General features: G+C 65.6%; 22 protein-coding genes. 19 read left to right on the forward strand and 3 right to left on the reverse strand.

Annotation, left to right across the window (positions count from 1 at the left end):
- The first annotated feature begins 184 nt into the window (after positions 1–184).
- The gene (locus N2603_RS08805) at positions 185–1,768 is read left to right on the forward strand and encodes an ABC transporter substrate-binding protein (RefSeq protein WP_260388421.1); all 1,584 of its coding nucleotides are present in this window, start codon (positions 185–187) and stop codon (positions 1,766–1,768) included.
- Entirely contained in the window at positions 1,765–3,138 is a 1,374-nt protein-coding gene (locus N2603_RS08810; protein ID WP_260388422.1) for an amidohydrolase family protein, read from the forward strand. The genes N2603_RS08805 and N2603_RS08810 overlap by 4 nt, the downstream gene beginning before the upstream one ends.
- Before the next feature lie 198 nt (positions 3,139–3,336).
- Here N2603_RS08810 and N2603_RS08815 read toward each other — a convergent pair whose 3' ends face one another.
- Positions 3,337–4,236 (reverse strand): LysR substrate-binding domain-containing protein, encoded by a 900-nt coding sequence (locus N2603_RS08815; protein ID WP_260388423.1) that lies wholly within the window; start codon positions 4,234–4,236, stop codon positions 3,337–3,339.
- A gap of 275 nt (positions 4,237–4,511) precedes the next feature.
- Here N2603_RS08815 and N2603_RS08820 point away from each other — a divergent pair, with 275 nt between their 5' ends.
- The 10 genes from N2603_RS08820 (at position 4,512) to N2603_RS08865 (ending at position 14,434) form a co-directional block, all read left to right on the forward strand.
- Positions 4,512–5,546 (forward strand): ABC transporter substrate-binding protein, encoded by a 1,035-nt coding sequence (locus N2603_RS08820; protein WP_260388424.1) that lies wholly within the window; start codon positions 4,512–4,514, stop codon positions 5,544–5,546.
- A 23-nt stretch (positions 5,547–5,569) separates the two neighbouring features.
- The gene (locus N2603_RS08825; protein WP_260388425.1) at positions 5,570–6,610 is read left to right on the forward strand and encodes an ABC transporter ATP-binding protein; all 1,041 of its coding nucleotides are present in this window, start codon (positions 5,570–5,572) and stop codon (positions 6,608–6,610) included.
- Positions 6,607–7,482 carry an ABC transporter permease gene (locus tag N2603_RS08830; RefSeq protein WP_260388426.1) on the forward strand — a complete coding sequence of 292 codons (876 nt, stop codon included), beginning with the start codon at positions 6,607–6,609 and terminating at the stop codon, positions 7,480–7,482. Before N2603_RS08825 ends, N2603_RS08830 begins: the two co-directional genes overlap by 4 nt.
- A complete protein-coding gene (locus tag N2603_RS08835; RefSeq protein ID WP_260388427.1) occupies positions 7,479–8,285 on the forward strand; it encodes an ABC transporter permease in 807 nt (268 codons plus the stop codon). Before N2603_RS08830 ends, N2603_RS08835 begins: the two co-directional genes overlap by 4 nt.
- An 8-nt stretch (positions 8,286–8,293) precedes the next feature.
- Positions 8,294–9,430, forward strand: coding sequence for an NAD(P)/FAD-dependent oxidoreductase (locus tag N2603_RS08840; protein ID WP_260388428.1), 1,137 nt, complete (start codon positions 8,294–8,296; stop codon positions 9,428–9,430).
- A 29-nt stretch (positions 9,431–9,459) separates the two neighbouring features.
- Positions 9,460–9,756, forward strand: a complete 297-nt coding sequence (locus tag N2603_RS08845; protein WP_018641635.1) for a (2Fe-2S)-binding protein — start codon at positions 9,460–9,462, stop codon at positions 9,754–9,756.
- Positions 9,753–11,171, forward strand: coding sequence for an FAD/NAD(P)-dependent oxidoreductase (locus N2603_RS08850; protein ID WP_260388429.1), 1,419 nt, complete (start codon positions 9,753–9,755; stop codon positions 11,169–11,171). Before N2603_RS08845 ends, N2603_RS08850 begins: the two co-directional genes overlap by 4 nt.
- Positions 11,168–12,289: an NAD(P)/FAD-dependent oxidoreductase gene (locus tag N2603_RS08855; protein ID WP_260388430.1), complete on the forward strand. Its 1,122-nt coding sequence runs from the start codon at positions 11,168–11,170 to the stop codon at positions 12,287–12,289. The genes N2603_RS08850 and N2603_RS08855 overlap by 4 nt, the downstream gene beginning before the upstream one ends.
- A gap of 15 nt (positions 12,290–12,304) precedes the next feature.
- Positions 12,305–12,652: a RidA family protein gene (locus N2603_RS08860; protein ID WP_260388431.1), complete on the forward strand. Its 348-nt coding sequence runs from the start codon at positions 12,305–12,307 to the stop codon at positions 12,650–12,652.
- 165 nt (positions 12,653–12,817) lie between these two features.
- Positions 12,818–14,434, forward strand: a complete 1,617-nt coding sequence (locus N2603_RS08865) for an ABC-F family ATP-binding cassette domain-containing protein (protein ID WP_260388432.1) — start codon at positions 12,818–12,820, stop codon at positions 14,432–14,434.
- A gap of 349 nt (positions 14,435–14,783) precedes the next feature.
- On the opposite strand, the gene N2603_RS08870 is transcribed toward N2603_RS08865, so the two are convergent.
- Positions 14,784–16,115, reverse strand: a complete 1,332-nt coding sequence (locus N2603_RS08870; protein WP_260388433.1) for a dicarboxylate/amino acid:cation symporter — start codon at positions 16,113–16,115, stop codon at positions 14,784–14,786.
- 140 nt (positions 16,116–16,255) lie between these two features.
- Here N2603_RS08870 and N2603_RS08875 point away from each other — a divergent pair, with 140 nt between their 5' ends.
- From N2603_RS08875 to N2603_RS08885, 3 genes are all read left to right on the forward strand, one after another.
- A complete protein-coding gene (locus N2603_RS08875) occupies positions 16,256–17,575 on the forward strand; it encodes a uracil-xanthine permease family protein (protein WP_260388434.1) in 1,320 nt (439 codons plus the stop codon).
- Positions 17,576–17,648: 73 nt separating this feature from the next.
- Entirely contained in the window at positions 17,649–18,485 is an 837-nt protein-coding gene (locus tag N2603_RS08880) for an SDR family oxidoreductase (RefSeq protein ID WP_260388435.1), read from the forward strand.
- A gap of 69 nt (positions 18,486–18,554) precedes the next feature.
- Positions 18,555–19,376 (forward strand): NAD-dependent protein deacetylase, encoded by an 822-nt coding sequence (locus N2603_RS08885; protein ID WP_260388436.1) that lies wholly within the window; start codon positions 18,555–18,557, stop codon positions 19,374–19,376.
- A gap of 10 nt (positions 19,377–19,386) precedes the next feature.
- Here N2603_RS08885 and N2603_RS08890 read toward each other — a convergent pair whose 3' ends face one another.
- On the reverse strand, positions 19,387–20,022 hold the full coding sequence (locus N2603_RS08890) for a TetR/AcrR family transcriptional regulator (RefSeq protein ID WP_260388437.1): 636 nt from the start codon (positions 20,020–20,022) through the stop codon (positions 19,387–19,389).
- Between the two features lie 113 nt (positions 20,023–20,135).
- Here N2603_RS08890 and N2603_RS08895 point away from each other — a divergent pair, with 113 nt between their 5' ends.
- The 4 genes from N2603_RS08895 to N2603_RS08910 all read left to right on the forward strand — a co-directional run bounded on the left by N2603_RS08895 (position 20,136) and on the right by N2603_RS08910 (position 26,118).
- Positions 20,136–21,065: an NmrA family NAD(P)-binding protein gene (locus N2603_RS08895; protein WP_260388438.1), complete on the forward strand. Its 930-nt coding sequence runs from the start codon at positions 20,136–20,138 to the stop codon at positions 21,063–21,065.
- Between the two features lie 125 nt (positions 21,066–21,190).
- Positions 21,191–22,186: an alpha/beta fold hydrolase gene (locus N2603_RS08900; protein ID WP_260388439.1), complete on the forward strand. Its 996-nt coding sequence runs from the start codon at positions 21,191–21,193 to the stop codon at positions 22,184–22,186.
- A gap of 186 nt (positions 22,187–22,372) precedes the next feature.
- Positions 22,373–24,457 carry a hydantoinase/oxoprolinase family protein gene (locus N2603_RS08905; RefSeq protein ID WP_260388440.1) on the forward strand — a complete coding sequence of 695 codons (2,085 nt, stop codon included), beginning with the start codon at positions 22,373–22,375 and terminating at the stop codon, positions 24,455–24,457.
- 2 nt (positions 24,458–24,459) lie between these two features.
- Positions 24,460–26,118: a hydantoinase B/oxoprolinase family protein gene (locus N2603_RS08910; protein ID WP_260388441.1), complete on the forward strand. Its 1,659-nt coding sequence runs from the start codon at positions 24,460–24,462 to the stop codon at positions 26,116–26,118.
- Positions 26,119–26,458 lie beyond the last annotated feature (340 nt).

Below are 26,458 nucleotides of genomic sequence, written 5' to 3' on the forward strand. Positions count from 1 at the left end.
CACCTCTCAGGCCGCGCACTCGCTGCAACCTCTCCCGCTTGCGGGAGAGGTCGCGCCGAAGGCGCGGGTGAAGGTTGTTTCCTCTTGGGGGTCCTCGCCTGCGGAAGCACCCTCTCCCCAACCCTCCCCCGCGAGCGGGGGAGGGAGCACACCGCCAATGCCGCGCACTTAGGAGCCTCTCGTAATGCCCATCTCCCGCCGCTCGCTCCTCAAGGCCGCCGCAGCCATGCCGGCGCTGTCGCTGCCGGGCATCGTCCGCGCTGAATCCCAGTCCACGCTGCGCTTCATCCCTGTCATCGATCTCGCCTTCGTCGATCCCATCTATTCGACCGCGCAGGTGTCGCGAAACCATGGCTTCATGGTCTATGACACCCTCTACGGCATGAGCTCGTCCCTGCAGGTCTCGCCGCAGATGCTGTCGGGCCATGTCGTCTCCGCCGACCAGCTCCAGTGGGATCTCAGCCTGCGCGATGGCCTGTTCTGGCACGATGGCGAGCGCGTGCTGGCGCGAGACTGCGTTGCCAGCATCCGCCGCTGGGCGGCGCGCGACGGCTTTGGTGGCGAACTGCTGGAAGCGACCGCCGAACTGTCGGCCGCCGATGACCGCACCATCCGCTTCCGTCTCAAGCGTCCGTTCCCGCTGCTGCCGCAGGCGCTCGGCAAGGCCGCGATCAATGCCTGCTTCATGATGCCGGAGCGGCTGGCGAGCCAGGACCCGTTCAAGCCGCTGACCGAGGTCATCGGCAGCGGCCCGTTCCGCTATCTGGCCGACGAGCGGGTGCAGGGCGCGCGCAACGCCTATGCCAAATTCGAGCGCTACCAGCCGCGCACCGACGGCAAGCCGGATTGGACGGCCGGTCCGAAGATCGTCCACTACGACCGCGTGGTCTGGACCACCACGCCCGATGCCGGCACCGGCGTCGCCGCGCTCCAGACTGGCGAGCAGGACTGGCAGGAGACCACGCCCCATGATCTGTTGCCGGTGATCAAGGCTGCCGGCGATATCGAGACCCGCGTCCTCGATCCCAGAGGCTACGCCTGCATGCTGCGCCTCAATCACCTTCAGCCGCCGTTCGACAATCCGGCCGTCCGCCGCGCGCTTTTGGGCGCGATCGATCAGTCCGCGTTCATGACCGCGGTCGCCGGCGTCGATCCAGCCTTTCAGGTTTCGCCGATCGGTTATTTCGCCCCGGGTACGCCGATGGCGAGCGACGTCGGTCTCGATGTGTTCCGTGGTCCGCGCGACTACGCCAAGGTCAAGGCTGACCTCAAGGCCGCCGGCTACAATGGCGAGAAGATCGTGGTGCTCGTCCCCACCAACTCGCTGGCGCAGAAGCCGCTCGGCGAGATCGCGGTGGATAGCTTGCGCAAGGCCGGCATGAACGTCGAATATGCCGGGCTCGATTTCGCCGTGGTGTTGCAGCGCCAGCTCAAGAAGGATCCGCTTCCGCAGGGCGGCTGGAGCGCGGCGGTCGGCAACTGGCAGGGCATCGACTGGCTCAATCCGGCCGGCAACACCAACATTCGCGGCGAAGGCAAGGTCGCCGGCTGGTATGCGAGCACGAAGATGGGCGAATTGCGCAGCCAGTGGCTGGCGGCTTCCCAGCTCGCCGAGCAGCAGCGCATCTGCCGCGAGATCCAGGCGGTCGCGTTCGAGGAAATCCCCTATATTCCGATCGGTCTGTACAAGCAGCCGACCGCCTATCGCAAGGCCATCACCGGCATTCTCGACGGCACCGCCGTGTTCTGGAACGTACGCCCCGCATGAGCACCACAGCAATTTTTGGCAGCTATGTGCTGTCACGGAAAGACGGCGCGCAGGATGTGCTGCGCGACCATTGGGTCCTGGTCGAGGGCAAGAGGATCGCCGCAATCACGCGCGACAAGCCGCGCGCCGATACGGTCTACGACCGGCCCGGCCGCTTCGTGCTGCCGGGCCTCCTAAACCTGCACAATCACTGCTTCTCCGAGGCGGTGGCGCGCAGCCACACCGAGGACGGCAACGGCCGCAAGAACAACCAGAGCATCGTCTACACGGTGCTGCTGCCGCTCACCAAGCGCGGCGCCGATATCCTGTCGGCGGAAGAGCGCCTCGCGGTGGCGCGGCTCGGCATCCTCCAGCTTCTGAAGGGTGGTGCGACCACGGTGATGGAGCCGTTCCGCAATTCGATCCCTGAGATGTTCGACGCGGCGGAGGAGATGGGCATCCGCTTCTACGGCGCGCCCTACCTGTTCTCGACGTCCGATGCCAAGGCCGGCCCCGACGGCGTGGTGCGCTATTCCGGCGATGACGGCGCCGCCGACATGGCGACGTGGGACGCGCTCTATCAGCGCTGGAACAATCGCGGCGACGGCCGCATCTCGCTTGCCATGAGTCCGCATGCCACCGACACCTGCGGCCCCGATCTGCTCAAGGCCTGCGCCACCCGGGCGCGCGAACTCGGCGTCCCCATCACGACGCACATGGCGCAGAGCCGCGCCGAGGTCGAGACCATCGGCAAGCGCTATGGCGGCCGCACCCCGGCACAATATCTCGACTGGCTCGGCCTGCTCGCGCCCGATCTGATGGCGGCGCATTGCATGTTCAGCAGCGACGACGATCTCAAGCTCATGGCCGCGCGCGGCATGACTGTCTTGAACTGCCCGCGCGTGTTCGCGCGCGCCGGCATCACCGCCGCCTTTAGCCGCTTCGCCGAGCACGGCGTGCGCACCGTGGTCGGCACCGACGGCTACAACATGGACCTGCTCGGCGAGCTCAATGCGGCCTCGCTGATCTCCAAGATCACCTCGGCGCGCCCTGATGTCGCGAACTCGCCTCAGCTGATCGAGGCGAACACGGCTGTCGCCGCCGATGTCATCAAGCGGCCGGATCTCGGCCGCATCGAACCGGGCGCGACCGCCGATCTCACCGTCGTCGATCTCACCCATCCGCATCTTCAGCCGCTGTTCGATCCGCGCCGCGCGCTGATCGCGCTCGCCAACCGCGCCAATATCGACCAGGTCATGGTCGACGGCCGCGTATTGGTCGACGAGGGACGCTATCTCGGCGCGGACGAAGCGGCGATCACGGCAGCGGGCAGCGCTGCCATCAGCAAGATCTGGGATTTGCCGGAGGCGCAGGCGGCGTTCAACGGGTGACGGGCGTCTCGGGAGCGACGAAGAAGGTGCACTCCCTCTCCCGCTTGCGGGAGAGGGCAGGGGAGAGGGTTCTCTCCAACCGGGACACTCCCTATGCGGAGAGAGCCCCCACCCGGCGCTTCGCGCCGACCTCCCCCGCAAGCGGGAGAGGTCGCAGCGAGTGCGTGGCTAGGTGGTCTGGACCCAAAGGCATTCGGCTTAGTCGTCAAATGCCACCAGCGCCTTGCGCATGGTCTCGACCAGATCCAGCGCCACCGGCGAGGGGCTGCGCTGCGCCGGAAACACCGCGGAGAATTCGAAGTCGATGCGCGGCAGGAAGTGGCGCACGACGACGCCGCGCGTTGCAAATTCCTGCGCCGTGAAGGGATCGCAGATCGAGACGCCGAGCCCCGACGACACCATGCCGCACATGATCTCCGACAGCGTGGTCTCGACGCGGAGCACGCGGCGGACATCGTGGCGGTGGAAGACCTGGTCGACGAGATGCCGGCTCGACGATCCCGCCGACAGCGAGATGAAGGTCTCGCCCTCGAAATCGCGCGGCTCCAGGACTTCCTTCTGGGCGAGACGATGACCGGTCGGCAGCACCGCGACGCGCGCCAATGCCGGCAGCCGCTGGCTCGGCAGGCCGGAATGCGCGATCGGCACCTCGGCAAAGCCGATGTCGCACTGATTGTTCAAGACCCAGTCGACCACGATCGGCGAGATCACGCCGAAGAAGGCAAGGTTGAGGTTGGGGCGCTCCATCAGGAAATGTCCGGCAAGGCGTGGCAGATATCCGTTCGCCAGTGCCGGCAGCGCAGCGATGCGCAACGAGCCGGTGCGGCGTCCCCGGATTTCCTCGGCCGCCGCCGTGATGCGTTCGAGACCGACGAAGGAGCGCTCCACTTCGGTGTAGAGCGCCATCGCCGCCGCGGTCGGCACGAGGCCGGTGCCGCGCCGCTCGAACAGCTCCATCTTCAGCAGCGCCTGGAGGTCGCGCAGCAGCCGGCTGACCGCCGGCTGGGTCACCGCCATCAGTTTCGCCGCCTCGGTGACGCTGCCGGTCAGCATCGTCGCCCGGAATGCCTCCACCTGCCGCGAATTGATCCGCGCCATCCTCAATTCCATTCATAACATTTTGGCATGCAAAGGGTGCCATTATTCATTGGACGATGGAAGTATAGGTTGCGATCTTTTTCATCAGGACTGGAGACAGCCCGCTTTTTCGGCAGATTGGAGGGGTTCAAACCTCCAGATCGCGCCAAAACCCGCCGAATGGGGGCCGGAGCCCTGATCGGAGAGGGATTCGCGCGGAAGGAGATGCGGAAGACGCTCCAGCCAGCGAGACTCGTCGGCACGTCACCTCATTCCGGTATTGGAGATCGGTCCATATGAAGACTCTTCGCCTTCTGACAGCGGTCAGCATCGCGGCGCTCATTGCCGCCCCCTCGGTCGCCTCGGCCCAGCAGAAAACGCTCTATGTCGCCGGCTACGGCGGCTCGTTCGAGAAGACCATCCGCGACGAGGTGATCCCGGCCTTCGAGAAAGAGAATGGCGTCAAGGTCGAATACGTCGCCGGCAACTCCACCGATACGTTGGCCAAGCTTCAGGCGCAGAAGGGCAATCAGCAGATCGACGTCGCCATCGTCGATGACGGCCCGATGTACCAGGCGATCCAGCTCGGCTTCTGCGGCAAGCTCGACGGCCTGCCGGCCGATCTCTACGACACCGCGCGCTTCAAGGACGATCGCGCCGTTGCGATCGGCATCGTCGCCACCGGCCTGATGTACAACACCAAGGTGTTCGCCGAGAAAGGCTGGGCGCCGCCGACCTCGTGGAACGATCTGAAGGACACGAAATACGCCAAGCAGCTGGTGATCCCGCCGATCAACAACACCTACGGTCTCGAAGCGCTGGTGATGCTGTCGAAGATGAATGGCGGCGGCGAGACCAACGTCGATTCCGGCTTCAAGATCTTCAAGGAGCAGATCAATCCGAACGTGCTCGCCTATGAGCCGTCGCCGGGCAAGATGACCGAGCTGTTCCAGTCTGGCCAGGCCGTGATCGCGGTGTGGGGCACCGGCCGGGTGCAGAGCTTTGCCAATACCGGCTTCCCCGTCGATTTCGTCTATCCGAAGGAAGGCGCCGCGACGCTGCTGACGACGGCGTGCCCGATCACCAAGCCGAATGCTTCGCCGCTCGCTGTAAGCTTCGTCAAGATGCTGCTCGATCCCAAGATCCAGCTCGTGATGCTCAAGGATTACGGCTACGGCCCGGTGCTGAAATCGCTGGTGATCCCGCCGGAGCTCGGCAAGATGGCGCCGATCGGCGAGCGCGCGGCGAAGCTCTATAATCCGGACTGGACCGTCATCAACGAGAAGCGTGAGGAGTGGACCAAGCGCTGGAATCGTGAGGTCGAACGCTGATCGTTCGCAGCGGAGACAGCGTCATGGCCTATCTCGAGCTCGATCGGGTCGCAAAGCAGTTCGGCGCGCAGACTGTGGTCGACGACTTCAGCCTGTCGGTGGGGAAGGGGGAGTTCATCTCCTTCCTCGGCCCGTCCGGCTGCGGCAAGACCACGACGTTGCAGATGATCGCGGGCTTCCTCGATCCCACGCGCGGTGCGATCCGCCTGGAGGGCAAGGACCTGACCGCGATCCATCCGGCCAAGCGCGGCCTCGGCATCGTGTTCCAGAGCTACGCGCTGTTTCCGCACATGACCGCGGCGGAGAACGTCGCCTTCGGTCTGGAGATGCGCAATGTGCCGCGCAATGAGCGGGCCGAGCGCGTCCGCGCCGCGCTCGTCATGGTCGGCCTTGCCGGTTACGAGGATCGCCATCCGCGCCGCATGTCCGGCGGCCAGCAGCAGCGCGTGGCGCTGGCGCGGGCGCTGGTGATCAAGCCGAGCGTGCTACTGCTCGACGAGCCGCTGTCCAACCTCGACGCAAAACTGCGCGAGGAGATGCAGATCGAGCTGCGCCAGATCCAGCGCACCATCGGCACCACTACGATCCTCGTCACCCACGACCAGAACGAGGCGATGTCGCTGTCCGACCGCATCGTGGTGATGAGCCAGGGCAAGATCGAGCAGATCGGCACGCCGCAGGAAACCTATGAGAAGCCGGCCTCGGCCTTCGTCTCGCAGTTTTTGGGCAAGACCAACGACTTTGCCGGAACGATCGACCGGACCGTCTCGCCGACGCAGTTGGTGGCGGGCTCCTGGCGCGCGCCGGCGCCGGCCGGGCTCGGCGGTCCCGTCACCGTCAGCGTTCGTCCCGAAAGAATCGGCTTCGGCGATACAGGGCTCAGCGCAAAAATCATCACGCGCATCTTCCAGGGCAATCATTGGCTGTTCCAGTGTGACAGCGAATGCGGCCCGGCGATCGTGATCCGCCAGAATGACGGCCAGGCGCAGCCGGCCGAAGGCGACGCGGTTCGCCTCACCTGGCGGCCCGAGGACATGAGCGTCCGCGCGAGGGCTGACGCATGAGCGCGGTCGCCGAGGAGCGCAGCGCACGTGCGCCATGGGCGCTGACGGCGCCCGCCTTGATGCTGTTCGTCGGCGTGCTGCTGATTCCGCTGGCGATGACGGTGATGCTGTCGTTCCACGATTGGGGCCAGTACAAGGGCATCGAGCCGGTCTTCATCCTCAAGAACTGGCATGAGATCGCGACCGATCCCTATTACGCCGAGATGTTCTGGCGGACGTTTCGCATCGCGATCCTGACTACGCTGCTGACTGCCATTCTCGGCGCGCCCGAAGCCTACATCCTCAACCGCATGAGCGGCCGCTGGAAGAGCTTCTTCCTGCTGGTCATCCTCGGGCCGCTGCTGATCTCCGTGGTCGCGCGCACGCTCGGCTGGGCGCTGCTGTTCGGCGGCAACAACGGGCTTGTCAACAAGCTCCTGATGTCGCTCGGCGCGATCCGCTCCCCCATTCCCTTCATGTTCACCGAAACCGGCATGGTCGTCGCGCTCGCGCACGTCATGATGCCATTCATGGTGCTGTCGGTGTGGGCAGCCCTGCAGCGGCTCGATCCGCAGATCGAGAACGCTGCGATGTCGCTCGGCGCCGGCCCCATGACAATCATCCGCCGCATCATCATGCCGCAGATCATGCCGGGCGTGCTGTCAGGCGCGATCATCGTGTTCTCGCTCTCGGCCAGCGCCTTTGCGACGCCCGCGATCATCGGCGGCCGCCGGCTCAAGGTCGCGGCGACACTCGCCTATGACGAATTCCTCAATACGCTGAACTGGCCGCTGGGGGCTGCGGTCGCGACGCTCCTGCTGGTCGCACTGGTGCTGATAGTCGTCGGCAGCAATTCGCTGATCGAGCGCCGCTATGCCGAGGTGTTTCGATGAGACAAAACGGCCCGCTCGCGCTGATCTTCCACACCATCTTCGTCATCGTCATGGTGGCGCCGATCTTGGTGGTCTGCCTCGTCGCCTTCACGCCCGAAGGCTTTCTGTCGCTGCCGACCAACGGCTTCTCGCTGCGCTGGTTCAGGACCATCCTGAACTACCCCGAATTCATCCACGCCTTCTGGGTCAGCCTCGGCCTCGGTGCGCTCTCGTCCTTCGTGTCGCTCTTGTTCGCGGTGCCCGCGGCGCTGGCGATCGCGCGCTATCGCTTCCGCGGCCGCGATGCGCTCGCGGCGCTGTTCCTGTCGCCGCTGATGATCCCGCATGTCGTGCTCGGCATCGCCTTCCTGCGCTTCTTCACCTCGGCCGGGCTTGGCGGCAGCTTTGCGGCGCTGATCATCGCCCATGTCATCATCGTGTTTCCGTTCGCACTGCGGCTGACGCTGGCGGCTGCGACCGGCATGGATCGCACCGTCGAGATGGCCGCGGTCTCGCTCGGCGCCGGCGGCTGGACGCTGTTCCGCCGCGTGACGCTGCCGCTTATCCTGCCCGGCGTCATCAGCGGCTGGGCGCTCGCCTTCATCCAGTCCTTCGACGATCTCACCATGACCGTCTTCCTCGCTGCGCCCGGCACCGAGACGTTGCCGGTGCGCATGTTCCTTTACATCCAGGACAACATCGATCCGCTGGTGACGTCGGTCTCGGCCTGCGTGATCGCGATCACCATGACCGCCCTCATTCTGCTCGACCGCTTCTACGGGCTCGACCGCGTGCTCGCCGGCAAGGGCGACACGGGACGATAGGAGAAATTATGTCAGGAGACTACGACGTCGCCGTCGTCGGCGGCGGACTGCTCGGCTCCGCCATTGCCTGGGGCCTCGGCCGCCTCGGCAAGAAGGTTGCCGTGTTCGACGAAGGCGACATCACCAAGCGCGCCTCGCGCGCGAATTTTGCGCTGGTGTGGGTGCAGAGCAAGGGCCTGGGCATGCCGGCCTACACGGTCTGGACCGTGCAGGCGTCGCAGGCGTGGGGCCGGCTTGCCTCCGAGCTGAAGCAGCAGACGGGGCTCGATGTTTCCCTTCAGCAGAATGGCGGCTTCCATCTCACGCTCGGCGAGGACGAATTCGGCCAGCGCACCGAGCTGGTCAAGCGCATGCACAATCAATCCGGCGCTGCCGACTACAAGATGGAGATGCTGCGGCCCTCCGAGATCAAGAAGGCGCTGCCGCTGATCGGGCCCGAGGTCTCCGGCGGCAGCTATTGTCCGCTCGACGGCCACGTCAATTCGCTGCGCACGTTCCGCGCGTTCCACACCGGCTTCAAGGCGTTCGGCATCGACTATTTTCCGGAGCGTCCGGTCTCGGCGCTCAGCAAGAGCGGCGGCGAATTCCGCCTGACCACGCCCGAGGGCGAGCTGCGTGCCGCCAAGGTCGTGCTTGCCGCCGGCAATGCCAACCAGACGCTGGCGCCGATGGTCGGTCTCTATGCGCCGATGGGGCCGACCCGCGGCCAGGTCGTCGTGACCGAGCGCACCATGCCGTTCCTGCCGCATCCCCTGACCACGATCCGCCAGACCGACGAGGGCACGGTGATGATCGGCGACAGCAAGGAGGATGAGCTGGATGATCGCACGCTGAAGCCTTCGATCAGCGGCGTGATGGCTGATCGCGCGCAGCGGATGTTCCCGCATCTGTCGCGACTCAACGTGGTCAGGAGCTGGTCCGGCATCCGCGTCATGCCGCAGGACGGCTTTCCGATCTACGACCAGTCGGAGACGCATCCCGGCGCCTTCGTCGCCTGCTGCCATTCCGGCGTGACGCTCGCCTCCAACCACGCTTTCGAGATCGCGCGCATGGTGGCGCAGGGCGCGCTCGAGCCCGAGCTGGTCGGTGCGTTCTCGGCCAGCCGCTTTGGCGGCGCGGGCGCTGCCAACAGCAGCGGGTATTAGAGATTTTTAAGGAGCCAAGAGGCATCCCCATGTTTAGACGATCCGAACAGGACAAGCGGCCACAGGTGCAGATCTTCGTCGACGGCGTTGCCGTCGCGGCGCGCCAGGGCGACACCGTCTCCGCCGCGCTTTTGGCATCCGGTCAGGACGCTCGTCGTTCCACCGCGGTGAGCGGCGCGCCGCGTCTGCCTTATTGCATGATGGGCGTGTGCTTCGACTGCCTCGTCACCATCGATGGCGTCGGCAACCGGCAGGGCTGCCTCGTGCCTGTCGCCGAGGGCATGCAGATCGAGATTCAGAAGGGCAAGCGGGAGATCGGAAGATGACTGTGGCTCCCAAACGCGAAGATTACGACGTCGTGGTGATTGGTGCAGGCCCCGCTGGCCTTGCCGCCGCCGCGACCTCCGCCGAAGCCGGCCTGTCCACGCTGCTGCTCGACGAGAATATCGGCCCCGGCGGCCAGGTGTTCCGCGCGATCGCATCGACACCCGTGACCGAGCGCAATCAGCTCGGCGCCGATTATTGGGTCGGAGCTGATCTGGTGCAGTCGCTGCGCGCGAGCAATGCGGAAGTGATCCATCGTGCGACGGTCTGGAGCCTCGACCGCAATCTCGATATCGCCGTCTCGATCGGCGGCGCCTCCGCCTTCGTCAAGGCGAAGCGCGTGATCCTCGCGACCGGCGCGCTGGAGCGGCCGTTCCCGATTCCCGGCTGGACGCTGCCGGGCGTGATGACCGCTGGCGCGGCGCAGACCATGCTGAAGTCCTCGGCGCTGGTGCCGGATGGACGCACGGTGATCGCGGGGCAGGGCCCGCTGCTCTGGCTGCTCGCCGCGCAGATCCTGCGTCTCGGCGGCCGCATCGATCGCATTCTCGACACGACTGAACGCGGCAATTATTTCGCCGCGCTACCGCACGCCTTCGCGTTCCTGACCTCGCCCTATTTCGCCAAGGGCCTGTCGATGATGCGCGAGGTGAAGGCGAAAGTGCAGGTCGTGTCGGGCGTCACCGAGCTTGCCGCATCCGGCGACGGTCAGCTCGCGAGCGTCAGCTATGTTGCCGGCGGCAAGCGCGAGACCATTCCCACCGATCTCTTGCTGCTGCATCAGGGTGTCGTGCCCAACGTCAACCTGGCGATGGCGGCCGGCATCGAGCATCGCTGGGATGATCTGCAATTGTGCTGGTCGCCGGTGCTGGACGCGAGCGGCAATTCCTCGGTCGCCGGCATCGCGATCGCCGGCGACGGCGCCGGCATCGGCGGTGCCAATGCTGCCGTGGTGCGCGGTCGCATTGCCGCGCGCGCCGCGGTGGACGCACTCGCGCCCGCGTCTGCCGCAAAACTTCCCGCAATGGCAACGCTCCGCTCCGATCTCGCCAAGGCCGAGCGTGGTCGCCTGTTCCTCGATACGCTGTTCCGGCCGGCGCCGCAGTTCCGTATTCCCTCGGGCGATACCATCGTCTGCCGCTGCGAGGAAGTGACGGCAAAGGACGTTCTGGATTCCGTCGCGATCGGCGCGACCGGGCCGAACCAGCTCAAGGCCTATCGCCGCACCGGCATGGGCCCGTGCCAGGGCCGGCTCTGCGGCCTCACCGTCACCGAGCTGATGGCGCAGGCACGCGGCAAGACCCCGCAGGAGATCGGCTATTACCGGCTGCGCGCGCCGGTGAAGCCGATCACGCTCGCCGAGCTCGCCGCCGTTCCGAAGAGCGAGGCCGACGTCAAGGCCGTGGTGCGCGGATGAGCAAGAACGTGGATGCGATCGTCATTGGTGGCGGCATCCACGGGTGCTCGACCACGTTGCATCTGTGCCTCGCCGGCCTGAAACCGGTGCTGATCGAGAAGGACTATGCCGGCCGCCATGCCTCCGGTGTCAACGCCGGTGGCGTGCGCCAGCTCGCGCGGCACATTCCGGAGATCCCGCTGTCGATCCGCTCGATGGGGATCTGGGAGAAGATCAACGATCTCCTCGACGACGATTGCAGCTTCGAGAGCCACGGCCAGGTGCTGGTCGCCGAGGACGAGGAGGAGCTTGCCGTCTGCCGCGCGCGCGTCGCCGAGCTCAATGCACTCGGCTTCACCCATGAAGAGCTGATCGACGCAACCGAATTGCGCCGGCTGGTGCCGGCGGTGGCCGAGACCTGTCCCGGCGGCGTGGTCTCGCGCCGCGACGGCGCGGCCAATCCGGCGCAGACGACGACGGCATTCCGCCGCAAGGCCCAGCAGCTCGGCGCCACCGTGCGCGAGGGCGTGGCGGCCCACAACATCCGCTACAGCGACGGCCTCTGGTATGTCGATGTCGGCACTGAAACCTTTGCCGCGCCGGTGCTGGTCAATGCCGCCGGCGCCTGGGCCGGCAAGATCGCGGCTGATCTCGGCGAGCCGGTGCCGGTCGAGACCGTGGCACCGATGCTGATGATCACCTCGCGCGTGCCGCACTTCATCGATCCCGTCGTGATCCTGCGCGGGCGAAAACTCTCCTTCAAGCAGTTCAAGAACGGCACCGTGTTGATCGGCGGCGGCCATCTCGCAAAGCCCTATCAGGACCGCAACGAGACGGTGCTGGACTGGAAGAGCCTTGCGACCAGCGCGCAGACCGTGTTCGAGCTGTTCCCGGTGATGCGCAGCGCCACCATCGTCCGCGCCTGGGCCGGCATCGAGGCGAAGATGAAGGACGACATCCCCGTGTTCGGGCCGAGCTCGCGCCACAGGGGCCTCTATCACCAGTTCGGCTTCTCGCTGCACGGCTTCCAGCTCGGCCCCGGTGCCGGCGCGGTCATGGCCGAGCTCATCGTCAATGGCGGCACCCAGACCCGCGTCAGCGATCTCGGCATCGACCGCTTCCATCCTTCCACGCTCTAGCAATAAGAGGATTTCATGAGCATCACCCGCAGCATCCGCACGCCCATCATGCACCGCGCGGTCGAAGCCAACGGCTTCGTCTTCGTCGGCGGCACCATCGCCGACGACACCTCGGTCTCGATGGGCGACCAGACCCGCAACATCCTCGGCAAGATCGCCGGCTATCTGAAGGAAGCCGGCACCGACAAGAGCCGCGTCGTCAGCGCCTCGATCTTCGTCACCGACCTCTCCAAGAAGAAGGAGATGGACGCGGCCTGGACCGAGTTCTTCGGCGACAATCTGCCGACCCGCGCCACCGTCGGCGTCGGCGATCTCGGAGGCGGCGCGCTGATCGAGGTGGTCGTCACCGCGCTCAAGGGCTGATCGCGAAAGGCCGACGAAGGACGACGGCGGTCTCCGCGCCGTTGTCCCCGCGCCTTGATCTCGCCCTTCGATGGGACTACTTAGGGAGTTCCTCAACCAGGATATTCGCAGCCATGGATTTCACCCCGACCGCAACGCTCATCCGCCTTGCCCACGGGGAATTCCATGCCTGCTTCAATCATCCTGTCGAACCTGTCGCTGTCCACGCCTGACGGCCGTCCTCTTCTCTCCAACATCGATCTGACATTCGCTGCCGAGCGGATTGGTCTCGTCGGCCGCAACGGCGTCGGGAAAACGACGTTGCTTGCGTCGATCTCGGGGGAACATGTCCCCCAATCCGGGCGCGTTCTGGTCAACGGCACCATCGGCCTGCTGCGCCAGGACGTGCAGGTGCTCGCGGGCGCGACCGTGGCCGATCTGTTCGGCGTGCGGCCAGCGCTGGAGCTGTTGCGCCGCGCCGAGCGGGGCGATGCCTCCGCTGACGACATCGCTGCGATCGACTGGACGCTCGAAGCGCGACTGGAAACCGCTCTGGCGCGCGCCGGGTTCGATCTTGCCCCGGACACGGAGCTCTCCTGCCTGTCCGGCGGCCAGATCACACGGGTTCGCCTCGCGGCACTGGTGTTCGCCGAGCCGGACTTCCTCCTGCTCGACGAGCCTACCAACAATCTCGACCGGGACGGGCGCAAGGCCGTGGCCGATCTCCTCGGCGCCTGGCGCGGCGGAGCGATCGTCGTCAGCCATGATCGGGATCTGCTCGAAACGATGGATGCGATCGTCGAGCTGACGTCGCTCGGCGTCACGCGATACGGCGGCAATTGGAGCAGTTATCGCGCACAGAAGGCCGTCGAGCTGGCGGCCGTGAGGCACGACCTCGCGCATGCCGAGAAGCGCCTGTCCGAGATTGACGGCAAGGCGCAGGAGGCCGCAGAGAGGAAGGCGCGCAAGGACAGCGGCGGCCGGAAGAAGCGTGCGAAGGGCGACATGCCGCGCATCCTCGCCGGCGCGCGCAGGGATCGCAGCGAAGACACTGGCGGCAAGGCCGCACTGATCGCCGAGCGGCGGCGCGCGGAGGCTCTCGAGGCTGTCGACACGGCGCGCCGACGCATCGAGATTCTCCAGCCGCTGTCGGTCAAGTTGCCCGCGGCTGTCCTGCCGGCGGGCAGGGAGGTGCTTTCACTGGACCGGATCAGCGCCGGCTATCGGCCGGAGCGGCCGGTCTTGCGCGATCTTTCGCTTGCGATTGTCGGGCCGGAACGGGTCGCGCTGGTTGGCCCGAACGGTTCCGGCAAGACGACGCTGCTGAAACTCGTCGCGGGCGAGCTGCGCCCGCTCTCGGGCACCGTGAGAGTCAGGCCGGACTTCGCGTTGTTCGACCAGAAGGTCAGCCTGCTCGATCCCGCGATCTCGATCCTGGAAAACTTCCGGCGTCTCAACCCGAAGGCGGGCGCGAATGAATGCCATGCCGCGCTGGCGCGGTTCATGTTTCGCGCCGATGCTGCCTTGCAAGAAGTCGGACATCTCAGTGGCGGGCAGATGCTTCGCGCCGGCCTTGCCTGTGTGCTGGGCGGGCCAATGCCGCCGTCTCTGCTGATCCTGGACGAGCCGACCAATCATCTGGACATCGAGTCCATCGAGGCCGTTGAATCAGGCTTGAGAGCTTATGAGGGCGCGTTGCTTGTCGTCAGTCATGACGAGGCATTCCTGCAGGCGATCGGCATTACGCGGCGATTCGATCTCACCGGCGAACGTGATTCCAAACGCCCGTTAGTCGAACAATAAAAACCCGACGCCCTGCCCCCAGCGCGTCGGGTGGAAAGAAATGAGTATCAATCAGTGATCCCAACGCCACTGTTGTGACGCGCGCCGCATCAAATTTCTACTCCGGGAAACTACCGCGGTCGGAGACTGGGCCTACTGTCTCACTCCCTCTCCCCGTTCTTACGGGGAGAGGGTGGGGTGAGGGGCCGCCTCCGCGAACTCAGTCTTGGTTGCGAGGCAACTGTCCTTGCGAGTCGGATGGACGCTTGCCCGGAGTGGCGACGTGCCCTGCCCCTCACCCGGATCGCGCCGGACGATGCGTCGCATCGCCGGTGCGCTCCGACCTCTCCCCGCGGAAGGGCGGGAGAGGTTAAGAAGCGCCGCCGCCCGGTTCCAGCGCCTCACCGATCTCCAGCGGATGCGCCATGGTCTCGTGCAGCGCGTCGCGGTCGAGCTCACCTTCGGAGATGCTGATGACGACGCAGGCGACGCCATTGCCGATGAGATTGGTCAGCGCGCGGCATTCGCTCATGAACTTGTCGATGCCGACCAGGATCGCGATCGACTGGATCGGGATATCAGGCACGATCGACAGCGTCGCGGCGAGCGTGATGAAGCCGGCGCCGGTCACGCCCGAGGCGCCCTTCGAGGTGATCATGGCGATACCCAAAATGCCGAGCTCCTGCCAGATGGTCAGATGCGTGTTGGTCGCCTGTGCCAGGAACAGCGTCGCCAGCGTCATGTAGATGTTGGTGCCGTCGAGGTTGAAGCTGTAGCCGGTCGGGATCACGAGACCGACCACCGAGCGCGAGGCGCCGAGATGCTCCATCTTCTGGATCATCTGCGGCAGCACCGTCTCCGAGGACGAGGTGCCGAGCACGATCAGGAGCTCGTCCTTGATGTAGGCGATGAAGCGCAGGATCGAGAAGCCGGCGAGCCGGGCGATCGCACCCAACACGATCAGCACGAACAGGATGCTGGTGAGATAGAACGTGCCGATGAGGGCGGCGAGGTTGAGCAGCGAGCCGAGGCCATAGGCGCCGACGGTGAACGCCATCGCGCCGAAGGCGCCGATCGGCGCCACGCGCACGATGATGCGGATGATGCCGAAGAACATCTTCGCCGCCTTGTCGATCGCCTCCGCAATGGGCTCGCCGGCCTTGCCGAGGAAAGCGATGGCGAAGCCCGACAGGATCGAGATCAGCAGTACCTGGAGCAGGTCGCCGCGTGCGATCGCGCCAAGATAGCTGTCGGGAATGATCGCCATCAGATGGGCGACGATGCCTTGCTCCTTGGCCTGGGTGACGTAGGTCGCCACCGACTTCGGGTCGATCGTGGCTGGATCGATGTTGAAGCCGTGTCCGGGCTGGAGAACCTCGCCGACCAGGAGGCCAACCGCGAGCGCGACGGTCGAGACTGTTTCGAAGTAGATCAGCGACTTCAGCCCGACCCTGCCGACCCGCTTGAGGTCGCCCATCGAGGAGATGCCGTGCACCACGGTGCAGAAGATCACTGGCGCGATCATCATCTTGATCAGCGCGATGAAGCCGTCGCCGAGCGGCTTCAAGGCCTTGCCGAGATCGGGATAGAAATAGCCGATGAGCACGCCGAGCACGATCGCGATCAGCACCTGGACGTAGAGGATCTTGTACCAGGGCTGGTGCCGGCGATGGACGGCTGGCTGGATCGCAATCTGTGTCATATGATGAGCCCCGGAACACATTGATTTTGCAAGATTTGAATCTTGCATGACTCGCATCATGTGATGGCCGCCGCAGAAGCGACAATCACATTTTTGTCGGATCGCACGAACATCGATCGCTGCACCGCAACGGGGGGAATATGACAACCACGACAGGCTCGGACGAGCAGACGCAAGGCTATTTTCCGCGCTGGAAACTCAAGACCTCGGGCGTGATCATGCCGGAGGAGCGGCTGTCGTGGGGCCAGACCATCATCTCCGGTCTGCAGCATTGCGTCGCGATGTCGGGCGCGACGATCATCGCGCCGCTGCTGATGGGATTCGATCCCAATGTCGCGGTCCTGTTCTCCGGCGTCGGCACGCTGATCTTCTTCGTCATCGTCGCCGGGCGCGTGCCGAGCTATCTCGGCTCGAGCTTCGCCTTCATCGCCGTCGTCCTTGCCGCCACGGGCTATGCCGGGCAGGGGCCGAACCCGAACATCTCCGTTGCGCTCGGCGGCATCGTCGGGGCCGGGGTGCTCTACGGCGCGATTGCGCTGATCGTGATGTGGTCGGGCGTCGGCTGGGTTGAGCGGCTGATGCCGCCGGCCGTCACCGGCGCCGTGGTCGCCGCGATCGGTCTCAACCTCGCGCCGGTCGCGGTCAAGGCGGTGAGCGCCAATGCGTTCGACACCTGGATCGGGCTTGCGACCATTCTGATCATCGGCGTGGTTGCCGTTGCAGCGCCAGGCCTGTGGCGCCGGCTGCCGATCATCCTCGGGGCGATCGGCGGATATCTTTTGTATTTTCTCTTCGCGAACGGCCTCGGCTTCGGCAAGCCGATCGACTTCACCCAGCTTTCGGCCGCGGCGTGGCTCGGCCTGCCGAAATTCACCACGCCGACCTTCCAGGCCGATGCGATCTTTCTGATCGCGCCGGTCGCGGTCATCCTCGTCGCCGAGAATCTCGGGCACATCAAGGCCGTCGGCGCCATGACGGGCCGCAGCCTCGATGCTTATCTCGGTCGCGCTCTGTTTGCCGACAGCCTCGCGACGATCGTGGCGGCCTGCGGCGGCGGCACCGGCGTTACCACCTATGCCGAGAATATCGGCGTCATGGCGGCAACGAAGGTCTATTCGACCCTGCTGTTTGCTTTCGCGGCCACAGTGTCGATCCTGCTCGGCTTCTCGCCGAAATTCGGCGCGCTGATCCTGTCGATCCCGGGCCCCGTCATCGGCGGCCTCTCAATCGTGCTGTTCGGCTTGATCGCGGCGATGGCGGGCCGGATCTGGGTCGAGAACAAGGTCGACTTCGCAAACCCGGCGAACCTGATCACCGTCGCCGTGGCCCTGACCGCAGGCGCGGGCGACCTCACGCTCAAATTCGGTGCATTCACCATCGGCGGCATCGGCACCGCGACCTTCGGCGCCATCATCCTGTATCAGATCCTGACCTCGCCGCTGGCGTGCCGCGCCGAATGAATCCCAGCAATGCGCCGAAGGGATGGAACAAAACGCCGGTTCCATCCATGATGAGGCATTCCGGAGACAACACATGCCGCAAATCGAACGCTCAACTTCCTTTCCTTCGCGCCTCGTCGGCCAACACGCGCTGGTGACCGGCGCCTCGCAAGGTATCGGCCGCGCCGTCGCCATCCGGCTGGCGCAGGAAGGCGCGACCGTCGCCATCAACTATTTCGATCATCCTGAGAAGGCCGAGGAGACGCTCGCCCTTGCGCGGACGGCATCGAGCGACCGCGGCCACGGCAGGCTCGATCATGTCATCGTCAAGGCCGATGTTGGCAACGCGCAGGAGATCGCCGCGATGTTCGAGACGGTTCTTGCGCGCTTCAAGCGTCTCGACTGTCTCGTCAACAATGCCGGCTTCCAACGGGAATCCCCGAGCGATGCGCTCGACGTCGAAACCTATCGCCGCATCATCGACGTCAATCTGAACGGCGCCGTGCTCTGTGCGCAGAAGGCGCTGGCGCACTTCGTCGCGCGCGGCGGAGGCGGCAGCATCATCAACTGCTCCAGCGTCCACCAGATCATCCCGAAGCCGGGCTATCTCGCTTATTCCATCAGCAAGAGTGGCATGGCCGGTCTGACGCGGACGCTGGCGCTGGAGTTCGCCGGCCGCGGCATCCGCGTCAATGCGGTCGGTCCCGGCGCGATCGACACGCCGATCAACGCAGCCTGGACCGGTGATCCCGAAAAGCGCGGCGTCGTCACCAGCCACATTCCCATGGGCCGTGTCGGCACGCCGGAAGAGATCGCCGCCGTGTTCGCCTTCCTCGCCTCGGATGACGCCAGTTACATCACCGGGCAGACCATCTACGCTTGCGGAGGTATCACGCTGTTTCCGGAGTTTCGCGAGAACTGGGCGAGCTAGCTCGGTTCGCCGCAGGCGGGATCCCCGCGGCATCTGGCAGAATCCGCCGGCGCAGACTACATCTGCGCCATGACAAATGCTCCGCTGGCAAACGCTCCCCTTCAGGATTTCATCGGTCGGCACGGAAATCTGTTCGTGCTGACCGGCGCCGGCTGCAGCACCAATTCGGGCATTCCCGACTACCGAGATAGTCATGGCAACTGGAAGCGGACCCAGCCGGTCAATTTCCAGGCCTTCATGTCGGACGAGCACACGCGCCAGCGCTATTGGGCGCGCAGCCTGGTCGGCTGGCGGCGGTTCGGCCAGGCGAAGCCGAATGATGCGCACCGTGCGCTGGCCCGGCTCGAGGCGGGCGGGCGCTGCGGCATGCTGCTGACCCAGAATGTCGACCGGCTGCATCAATCCGCCGGCCACCGGCAGGTCATCGACCTGCATGGCCGGCTCGATCTCGTCCGCTGCATGGGCTGCGGGACGAAGACGCCGCGGAGCGAATTCCAGGACACGCTGGGGCGCATGAACGCGGAGTGGCTGACGCTCGATGCCGCGGATGCGCCTGATGGCGACGCCGATCTGGAGCACGCGGAGTTCTCGTCGTTCAGGGTGCCTCCTTGCGAAGCCTGCGGCGGCATCCTCAAGCCCGACGTGGTGTTCTTCGGCGAGAACGTGCCGCGCGACGTCGTCGCCACGGCGCAGGATCACCTGGCGCAGGCCGACGCCATGCTGATCGTCGGCTCGTCATTGATGGTCTATTCCGGATTCCGCTTCGTGCAGGCGGCGGCGAAACGGCAGATTCCGATCGCCGCGGTCAATCTCGGTCGCACCCGCGCCGACGATCTTCTGACGCTGAAAGTCGAGGAGCGCTGCGAAGCGGCGCTTGCATTCCTGCTCTGAAACGGGGCGGTTAGCCGGACTGCGGATAGAGCTTCAGGAACGCCGTTGACGCCTCGCTCGCGCGCCGCGCGATCTCGCTGCTGCTTGGGCGATTGATGGCCTCCAACAGCAGACCCGTCATCAGGTCTCCCCATAACAGACCCAGGAAGGTCTGGGCCATTGCTTCAGGATCGCCGGCGACGAGATCCGTCGATCTGGCGTTCGCCATGATCGTCCGCAGCGAATCGCGAGTGGGCTTGCGGGCGATGCTGTCCAGCGCATGCGCGACCTTTGGTGCATTGACGGCTTCGGATATCGCCAGCCGGAACACGGCGACGACGACCGGGTCGGTCGTTTCCGTCAGAAGCTTCATTCCGAACGCGGTGAGCACCTTCGCCAGCATCTCTCGGTCGTGGATCGCCGGCAGGTCTGCCGGAGCCTTGATCCGCTGAGCGCGCTCGGTGATGCAGGCGACCAGCATCGCCTCCTTGTTGCCGAACAGGGAGTAGAGCTCGCGCTTTGACACGCGTGCGCGCGTCGCGATCTCCAGGGTGCTGGTCTGCGCGTAGCCGCCCTCCATGAACGCGGAAAGCGCTGCGCCCAGGATCCGCTTCCGGACTTCAAGGCCTTCAGCGTCTTGCTCGGGCGGCTCTGTCTTCGGACTCATGGACGCAATCTTCTCCTTGCTTCCCCTTGACTCGGTACCAGTCGGTACCATATCGATCCTCGCCTGGTACCGTATCGTACCACAGCGAAGTGAAACGGGAAAGGATCGAGACGATGGCAGAGATAATCCTCGTGACCGCCGCGGCAGGCGGCACCCAGGGCCAGACTGGCCGGCATGTGTCCGAAATGCTGCTTCGGCAGGGTCATCACGTCCGTGCATTCGTGCGTCAAATCGACAGCCGTTCCGACCGGTTGAAGTCGCTCGGCGCTGAGATCTTCGTCGGCGATTTCCTCGACGTCCGGTCCGTCGAACTGGCAGTCAAGGGTGTCTCGTCGGTCTATTTTGCCTATCCCGTCCAGGACGGACTGGCGGAAGCAACCGCCGCGGTCGCGTTTGCGGCGCGCCGACATGGCGTTTCCCGGCTCGTCAATCTCGTGATGTACCAGTCGTCGCTCGATGCGCCGACACCGCGCATGCGGCAGAACTATCTGTCGGAACAGGTCTTCGAATGGGCCAGCGTCGGGCCGCTGCATCTGCGGGCCACGGTGTTCTACGAGAACGTGGCGCGTCTTGTCGGCGCCAACCTGCCGGAACGCGGTGCCATCCGCCTGCCGCTCGGCGACGAAGGCACCATCCTGCCGTTGATCTCGGCCGAGGACGTGGCGCGGGTCGCCGTCGGTCTGCTCGCGGGTCCCGCGCAAGCTGCGGGATCCGCGTATCCCATCATCGGGAGCGTCAATTCCGTGGGCGACATCGTCCGAGCGTTCGCGCACGTCTTCGACAGGGACGTCCACTACGAAGAGATCAGCGACGAAGCATGGCGCGACGAGGTTCTGTCGCGCGGCTGGAACGCGCACGCGGTCGAGCATCTGTCCTCGCTCTGGAAGTCGCTACGGGCCGCCCGGCTTTCGGCCGAGACCGCGCGTTTCGCCGTCACCGATACCATCGAGGAGATCGGCGGTGCGGCGCCGAAGACGTTCGAGCAATTCGTTCGCGAGCGGCAGTCCGAGTTGCTGGCGCCCGCCGCGAAGCCGACGGCCTGACCGGAGGAATGCTCATGGACAGACGACGGTTTCTGGGTGCGGCTTTGGCTCCGATCGCTTTGCAGGCGATGCCACCCGCGGTGTCATCAAACGCCTTTGCAGCGAGTGCGGAACGGGATGAGAAAATGACTGGGATCACACAACGAATGATCGAAGCGAACGGACTCCGCATCAACATTGCCGAACGGGGCGAAGGGCCGCTGGTGTTGCTGGTCCACGGTTTTCCTGAGACGTGGTATTCCTGGCGGCACCAGATCGACGATCTTGCTGCGGCCGGCTTCCGCGTCGTCGCTCCCGACATGCGGGGCTATGGCAGGAGCGATGCACCGCCGGCGATCGACCAATATACGATCCTGCATCTCGTCGGTGACATGGTCGGCATTCTCGACGCATTGGGCGCGCCGACCGCTGTCATCGTCGGGCATGATTGGGGCGCCAGCGTTGCCTGGCAGGCGGCGCTCACGCGGCCCGATCGCTTCAGGGCCATCGCTGCGCTCAGCGTCCCGTTCCGGCCCCGCGCCAAGGCGTCACCGACCAGTCTCATGCCGCGCACGGAGACCGCGCAGTTCTACCAGCTCTATTTCCAGGAGCCGGGGCCCGCGGAGGCCGAGCTCGGCCGCGATCCGCGTGCGACGCTACGCAACATGCTGTTCGGCGCGTCCGGTGACGGTGTAGCAGCGAGCCGTGCGGCCGGCGGAACGACGCCGAACCTAGCGATGGTCCCGAAGGGCGGCGGCTTCCTGCGGGGACCAAGTGCGCCGGCAACCCTGCCATCCTGGATCAGCGAGCGCGACATCGACCATTACGGTGAGGAGTTCAGGCGAACCGGCTTTCGCGGCGCGCTGAACTATTACCGCAATCTCGATCGCAATTGGGAAATCACAGGTGCCTTGGCGGGCCTCCAGGTCACGATCCCCGCGCTCTACATGGCGGGTGATCGCGACTTCCTGCTGTCTTCTCCCGGGACGGACCAGCTGCTCGCAAATCTGAAGACGCTCGTTCCCGGCCTGCGGAAGGTGCAGATGCTTCCCGGCTGCGGCCACTGGACACAGCAGGAGCGTCCGAGCGAGGTCAGCGCCGCGCTCGTCGAATTCATGCGCGGGTTGCCGAACCGTTCATGAGCGATGTTGTCAGGGCCGGTCGCATGACCGACCCTGACCTGTCGGGGACGCCCAAAGCGCGGCTGGCAATGCTGCATAGGTGCCACGCAAGCCCGCCCCGGCGGCTTCACCAAACGCGCTCCTGCTGGTATGAAAATTGCTGCGTTTTTGGACCCCAGTCTTGACGATCAGCACGGAGAATTTGGAATGCTTGAGGGAGCCGAGGTGCGGCTTGCCGTGGATATCGGTGGCACGTTCACCGACATCGTGCTGGACGTGGGCGAGGCGCGCAAGACGCGCAAGGTGCTGACCACGCCGCAGCGCCCCGAGCAGGCCGTGCTGGACGGTATGCGCCTTATTCTTGCCGATGCGCGCGCGCATATCAGCGACATCGACGTCTTCATTCACGGCACCACGCTCGCGACCAACGCGATCATCGAGCGCCGCGGCGCCAAGACGGCGCTGATCGCGACCGACGGTTTTCGCGACGTGCTCGATATCGGCACCGAGAGCCGTTACGACCAGTACGATCTCAGCATCGACAAGCCGAAGCCGCTGGCACCGCGCAGCCTCCGCTTCACCGTGCCCGAACGCATCGACGCCCATGGCGCCGTCCGCCTCCCGCTCGACGAGACGGCAGTGCGCGCACTCGCGCCGAAATTGCGTCAGCTGGGCGTCGAGAGCGTCGCGATCGCCTTCCTGCACTCCTATGCCAATCCCGAGCATGAGCGCCGCGCCGCCGCGATCATTGCAGAAGAGATGCCCGGCATTTCGGTGACGGTGTCATCGGCCGTGTGTCCGGAGATCCGCGAATATGAGCGCACCTCCACGGCGGTCGCGAACGCCTATGTGCAGCCGTTGATCGACGGCTATCTCGCCCGCATGGCCGATGCCTTGCAGGTCGAGCAGTTTCGCGGTGCGATCTATCTCGTCACGTCAGGCGGCGGCGTCACCTCGATCGAGACGGCGCGGCGCTTTCCGGTGCGTCTCGTCGAATCCGGCCCGGCCGGCGGCGCCATCTTCGCGGCGCAGATCGCGGCACGGTTGGGGGAGAGCAAGGTGCTCTCCTTCGACATGGGGGGCACCACGGCAAAAATCTGCCTGATCGAAAAATACCAGCCGGAGACCTCGCGCGTGTTCGAGGTCGACCGTGCCGCGCGCTTCCTCAAGGGCTCGGGCCTGCCGGTGCGCATCCCGGTGATCGAGATGGTCGAGATCGGTGCGGGCGGCGGCTCGATCGCGCATGTCGACGCGATGAAGCGCGTCACCGTGGGTCCGGAGAGCGCCTCGTCGGAGCCTGGCCCCGCCTGTTACGGCCGCGGCGGCCAGCGTCCGGCGGTGACGGATGCGGACGTCGCGCTCGGCATGATCGATCCCGACGCGTTTGCGGGCGGCACGATCAAGCTCGACCCGGAGCTGTCGAAGCAGGCGCTGCTGCGCGATGTCGGTGAGGCGCTGGGCCTATCGGCGGAGACCGCGGCCTATGCCGTGCACGAGGTCGTCTGCGAGAACATGGCGAGCGCGGCGCGCGTGCACGCCGTCGAGCGTGGCGAGATCGTCGGTCAGCATACGCTGATCGCCTTCGGCGGCGCCGCGCCGCTGCATGCGGCGCGCGTCGCCGAGAAGATCGGTGTCTCCCGCGTGATCGTGCCGTCGAATGCCGGCGTCGGCTCGGCGGTCGGATTCTTGGCGGCGCCCATCGCCTACGAGCTGGTGCGTAGCCGTCACGTCCGGCTCGACGATTTCGACACCAAGGCCGTCTCCGATTTGCTTCAGGAGATGGCGACCGAGGCGCGTGCGCTGGTCGAGCCCGGTGCAGCCGGTGCGCCGGTGCGCGAACGCCGCGCGGCCTTCATGCGCTACGTCGGTCAGGGCCATGAGATTACCGTCGAGCTGCCGAACCGGCCGCTGACCTCGGCCGATCTCGCCGGCCTGCGCCAGAAGTTCGAGACGGATTATTCCGCGATGTTCGAGCGTCCGATCCCGGGCGCGGCGATCGAGGTCTTGAGCTGGTCGGTGCTCGCAACCACCGACGCGCGCAATCCTTCCGCGGTTGCGGCCGTTGCGCGCAAGCCCGCGGCCAAGGCTGTCGGCAGCCGAAAATTCTTCGACGGCCGCGCAGGCGAGGTCATCGAGATCCCGCTTTATCGCCGCGAGGACATGGCGCCGGGGGCGACCATCGCGGGCCCCGCCGTGATCGCGGAAGACGAGACGTCCACCTTCGTCTCCACCAGTTTTGACGCGCATATCGACGGTGCCGGCAGCATCGTCATGGAACGAAAGGCGGCTTGATCATGAGCAAGGCAAGCGGCGCGAGCCTGATCGACCTTCAGATCATGTGGCACCGGCTGATCGCCGTGGTCGAGGAGCAGGCGCAGGTGCTGCTCCGAACTGCCTTCAGCCCGATCGTGCGCGAATGCGGCGACCTCTCGGCCGGCGTGTTCGACCTCAGGGGGCGGATGCTGGCGCAGGCGGTGACCGGCACGCCCGGTCACGTCAACTCGATGGCGGAATCGGTCAAGCACTTCATCAACCGCTTCCCGCTGGAAACGATGAAGGAAGGCGACGCTTACATCACCAATGATCCCTGGATGGGCACCGGCCATCTCAACGACTTCGTCGTGACCACGCCCTGCTTCAAGGACGGCAAGGTCGTCGCGCTGTTCTCCTGCACCAGCCATCTCATGGACATCGGCGGCATCGGCTTCGGGCCTGACGCTACCGACGTGTTCATGGAGGGGCTCTACATCCCCATGCTGAAGCTGATCGACCAGGGCGTCGTCAACGAGACGCTGATGGCGATGATCCGCACCAACACGCGGCTGCCGATCGACACCGAAGGCGACACCTACTCGCTCGCCGGCTGCAACGACGTCGGCTGCGAGCGCCTGGTCGAGATGATGACCGAGTTCGGCATCGACACGCTCGACGAGCTCGGCGACTACATCTGCGACCGCTCGCGCGAGGCGGTGCTGGCCGAGATCGCAAAGCTGCCGAAGGGCAGCTGGCGCAACACCATGGTCGTGGACGGCTATGATGCGCCGGTCACGCTGGCCGCGACGCTGACGATCTCGGAGCAGGGGATTCACGTCGATTTCGACGGCACGTCGGCCGCGTCGAAATTCGGCATCAACGTGCCGCTGTCCTACACCACGGCCTACACCGTGTTCGGCCTCGGCTGCGTCGTCGCCTCGCAGATCCCCAACAATGCCGGCTCGCTCGCGCCGTTGACGGTGTCGGCTCCCCCTGGCGCGATCCTCAATGCGCCGAAACCGGCACCGGTCGCCTCGCGCCACATCATCGGCCAGATGCTGCCCGACGTCGTGTTCGGCTGCCTGCGCCAGATCATTCCGGAGCGCGTGCCGGCGGAGGGTACTTCGTGCCTTTGGAATCTCGTCGTCCGCGGCCAGACCCGCTCGGGCGCCGGCGGCAATTACGGGTTCTCGATGGCGGTCACCTCCAACGGCGGCACCGGCGCGCGCTTCGGCAAGGACGGCCTCTCCGCCACCGCTTACCCAAGCGGTGTGCGCGGCACGCCGGTCGAGATCGCGGAGACGCAGACGCCGCTGATCTTCTGGCGCAAGGAGCTGCGTCCGGATTCCGGTGGAGCAGGGCGCACCCGCGGCGGCCTCGGTCAGATCATCGAGGTCGGCAGCGGCGTCGATGCTCCGTTCGATATTCTCGCGGCGTTCGATCGCATCGATCATCCGCCACGCGGCCGCGATGGCGGCCGGAATGGCGAGGCCGGCTATGTCGGCCTCAAGTCCGGCAAGAAGCTGCGTGGAAAAGGTTTTCAACAGGTGCCGCCGGACGACCGGCTGGTCGTGATGACGCCCGGCGGCGCGGGCATCGGCGCACCGACCGAACGCGACCGTGCGGCCGTCAACGACGACGTCGCGAGCGGTCTCGTGTCCTCGGCCAACGCAATCAAGCTTTACGGGTATGCGCGTTGATGCCAACGGATCGATCGGCTTCGTGCCGCTGCTGACGCTCTGGCCCGGCAGCGTCACGATCCTGCCGCGGGTGCTTTACGGATAGCCGTTTCAGTCCGATGGCGATCGAACGGTCAGCGCTGCTGTCGTTTCAATTCGCCCCGCGCCAATTCGCCCCTCGCGCGCATTCCGTCTTTGCACGTTCTGTGATCCGTCGTACGCTGTGCAAGCAGACGTGCGACAGCAATCACGGCAGTGAACGTGGCTCCCTTGGCGACAAGCGCCGAGAGAAGGGGCATTTGTTTGCAACTCATGTCCGGTGGAGGACAATCGACGCATACTGAACTGCAAACATTCCTCG

It is taken from the genome of Bradyrhizobium huanghuaihaiense (assembly GCF_025200885.1).
In the GTDB taxonomy this organism is placed as follows: domain Bacteria; phylum Pseudomonadota; class Alphaproteobacteria; order Rhizobiales; family Xanthobacteraceae; genus Bradyrhizobium; species Bradyrhizobium huanghuaihaiense.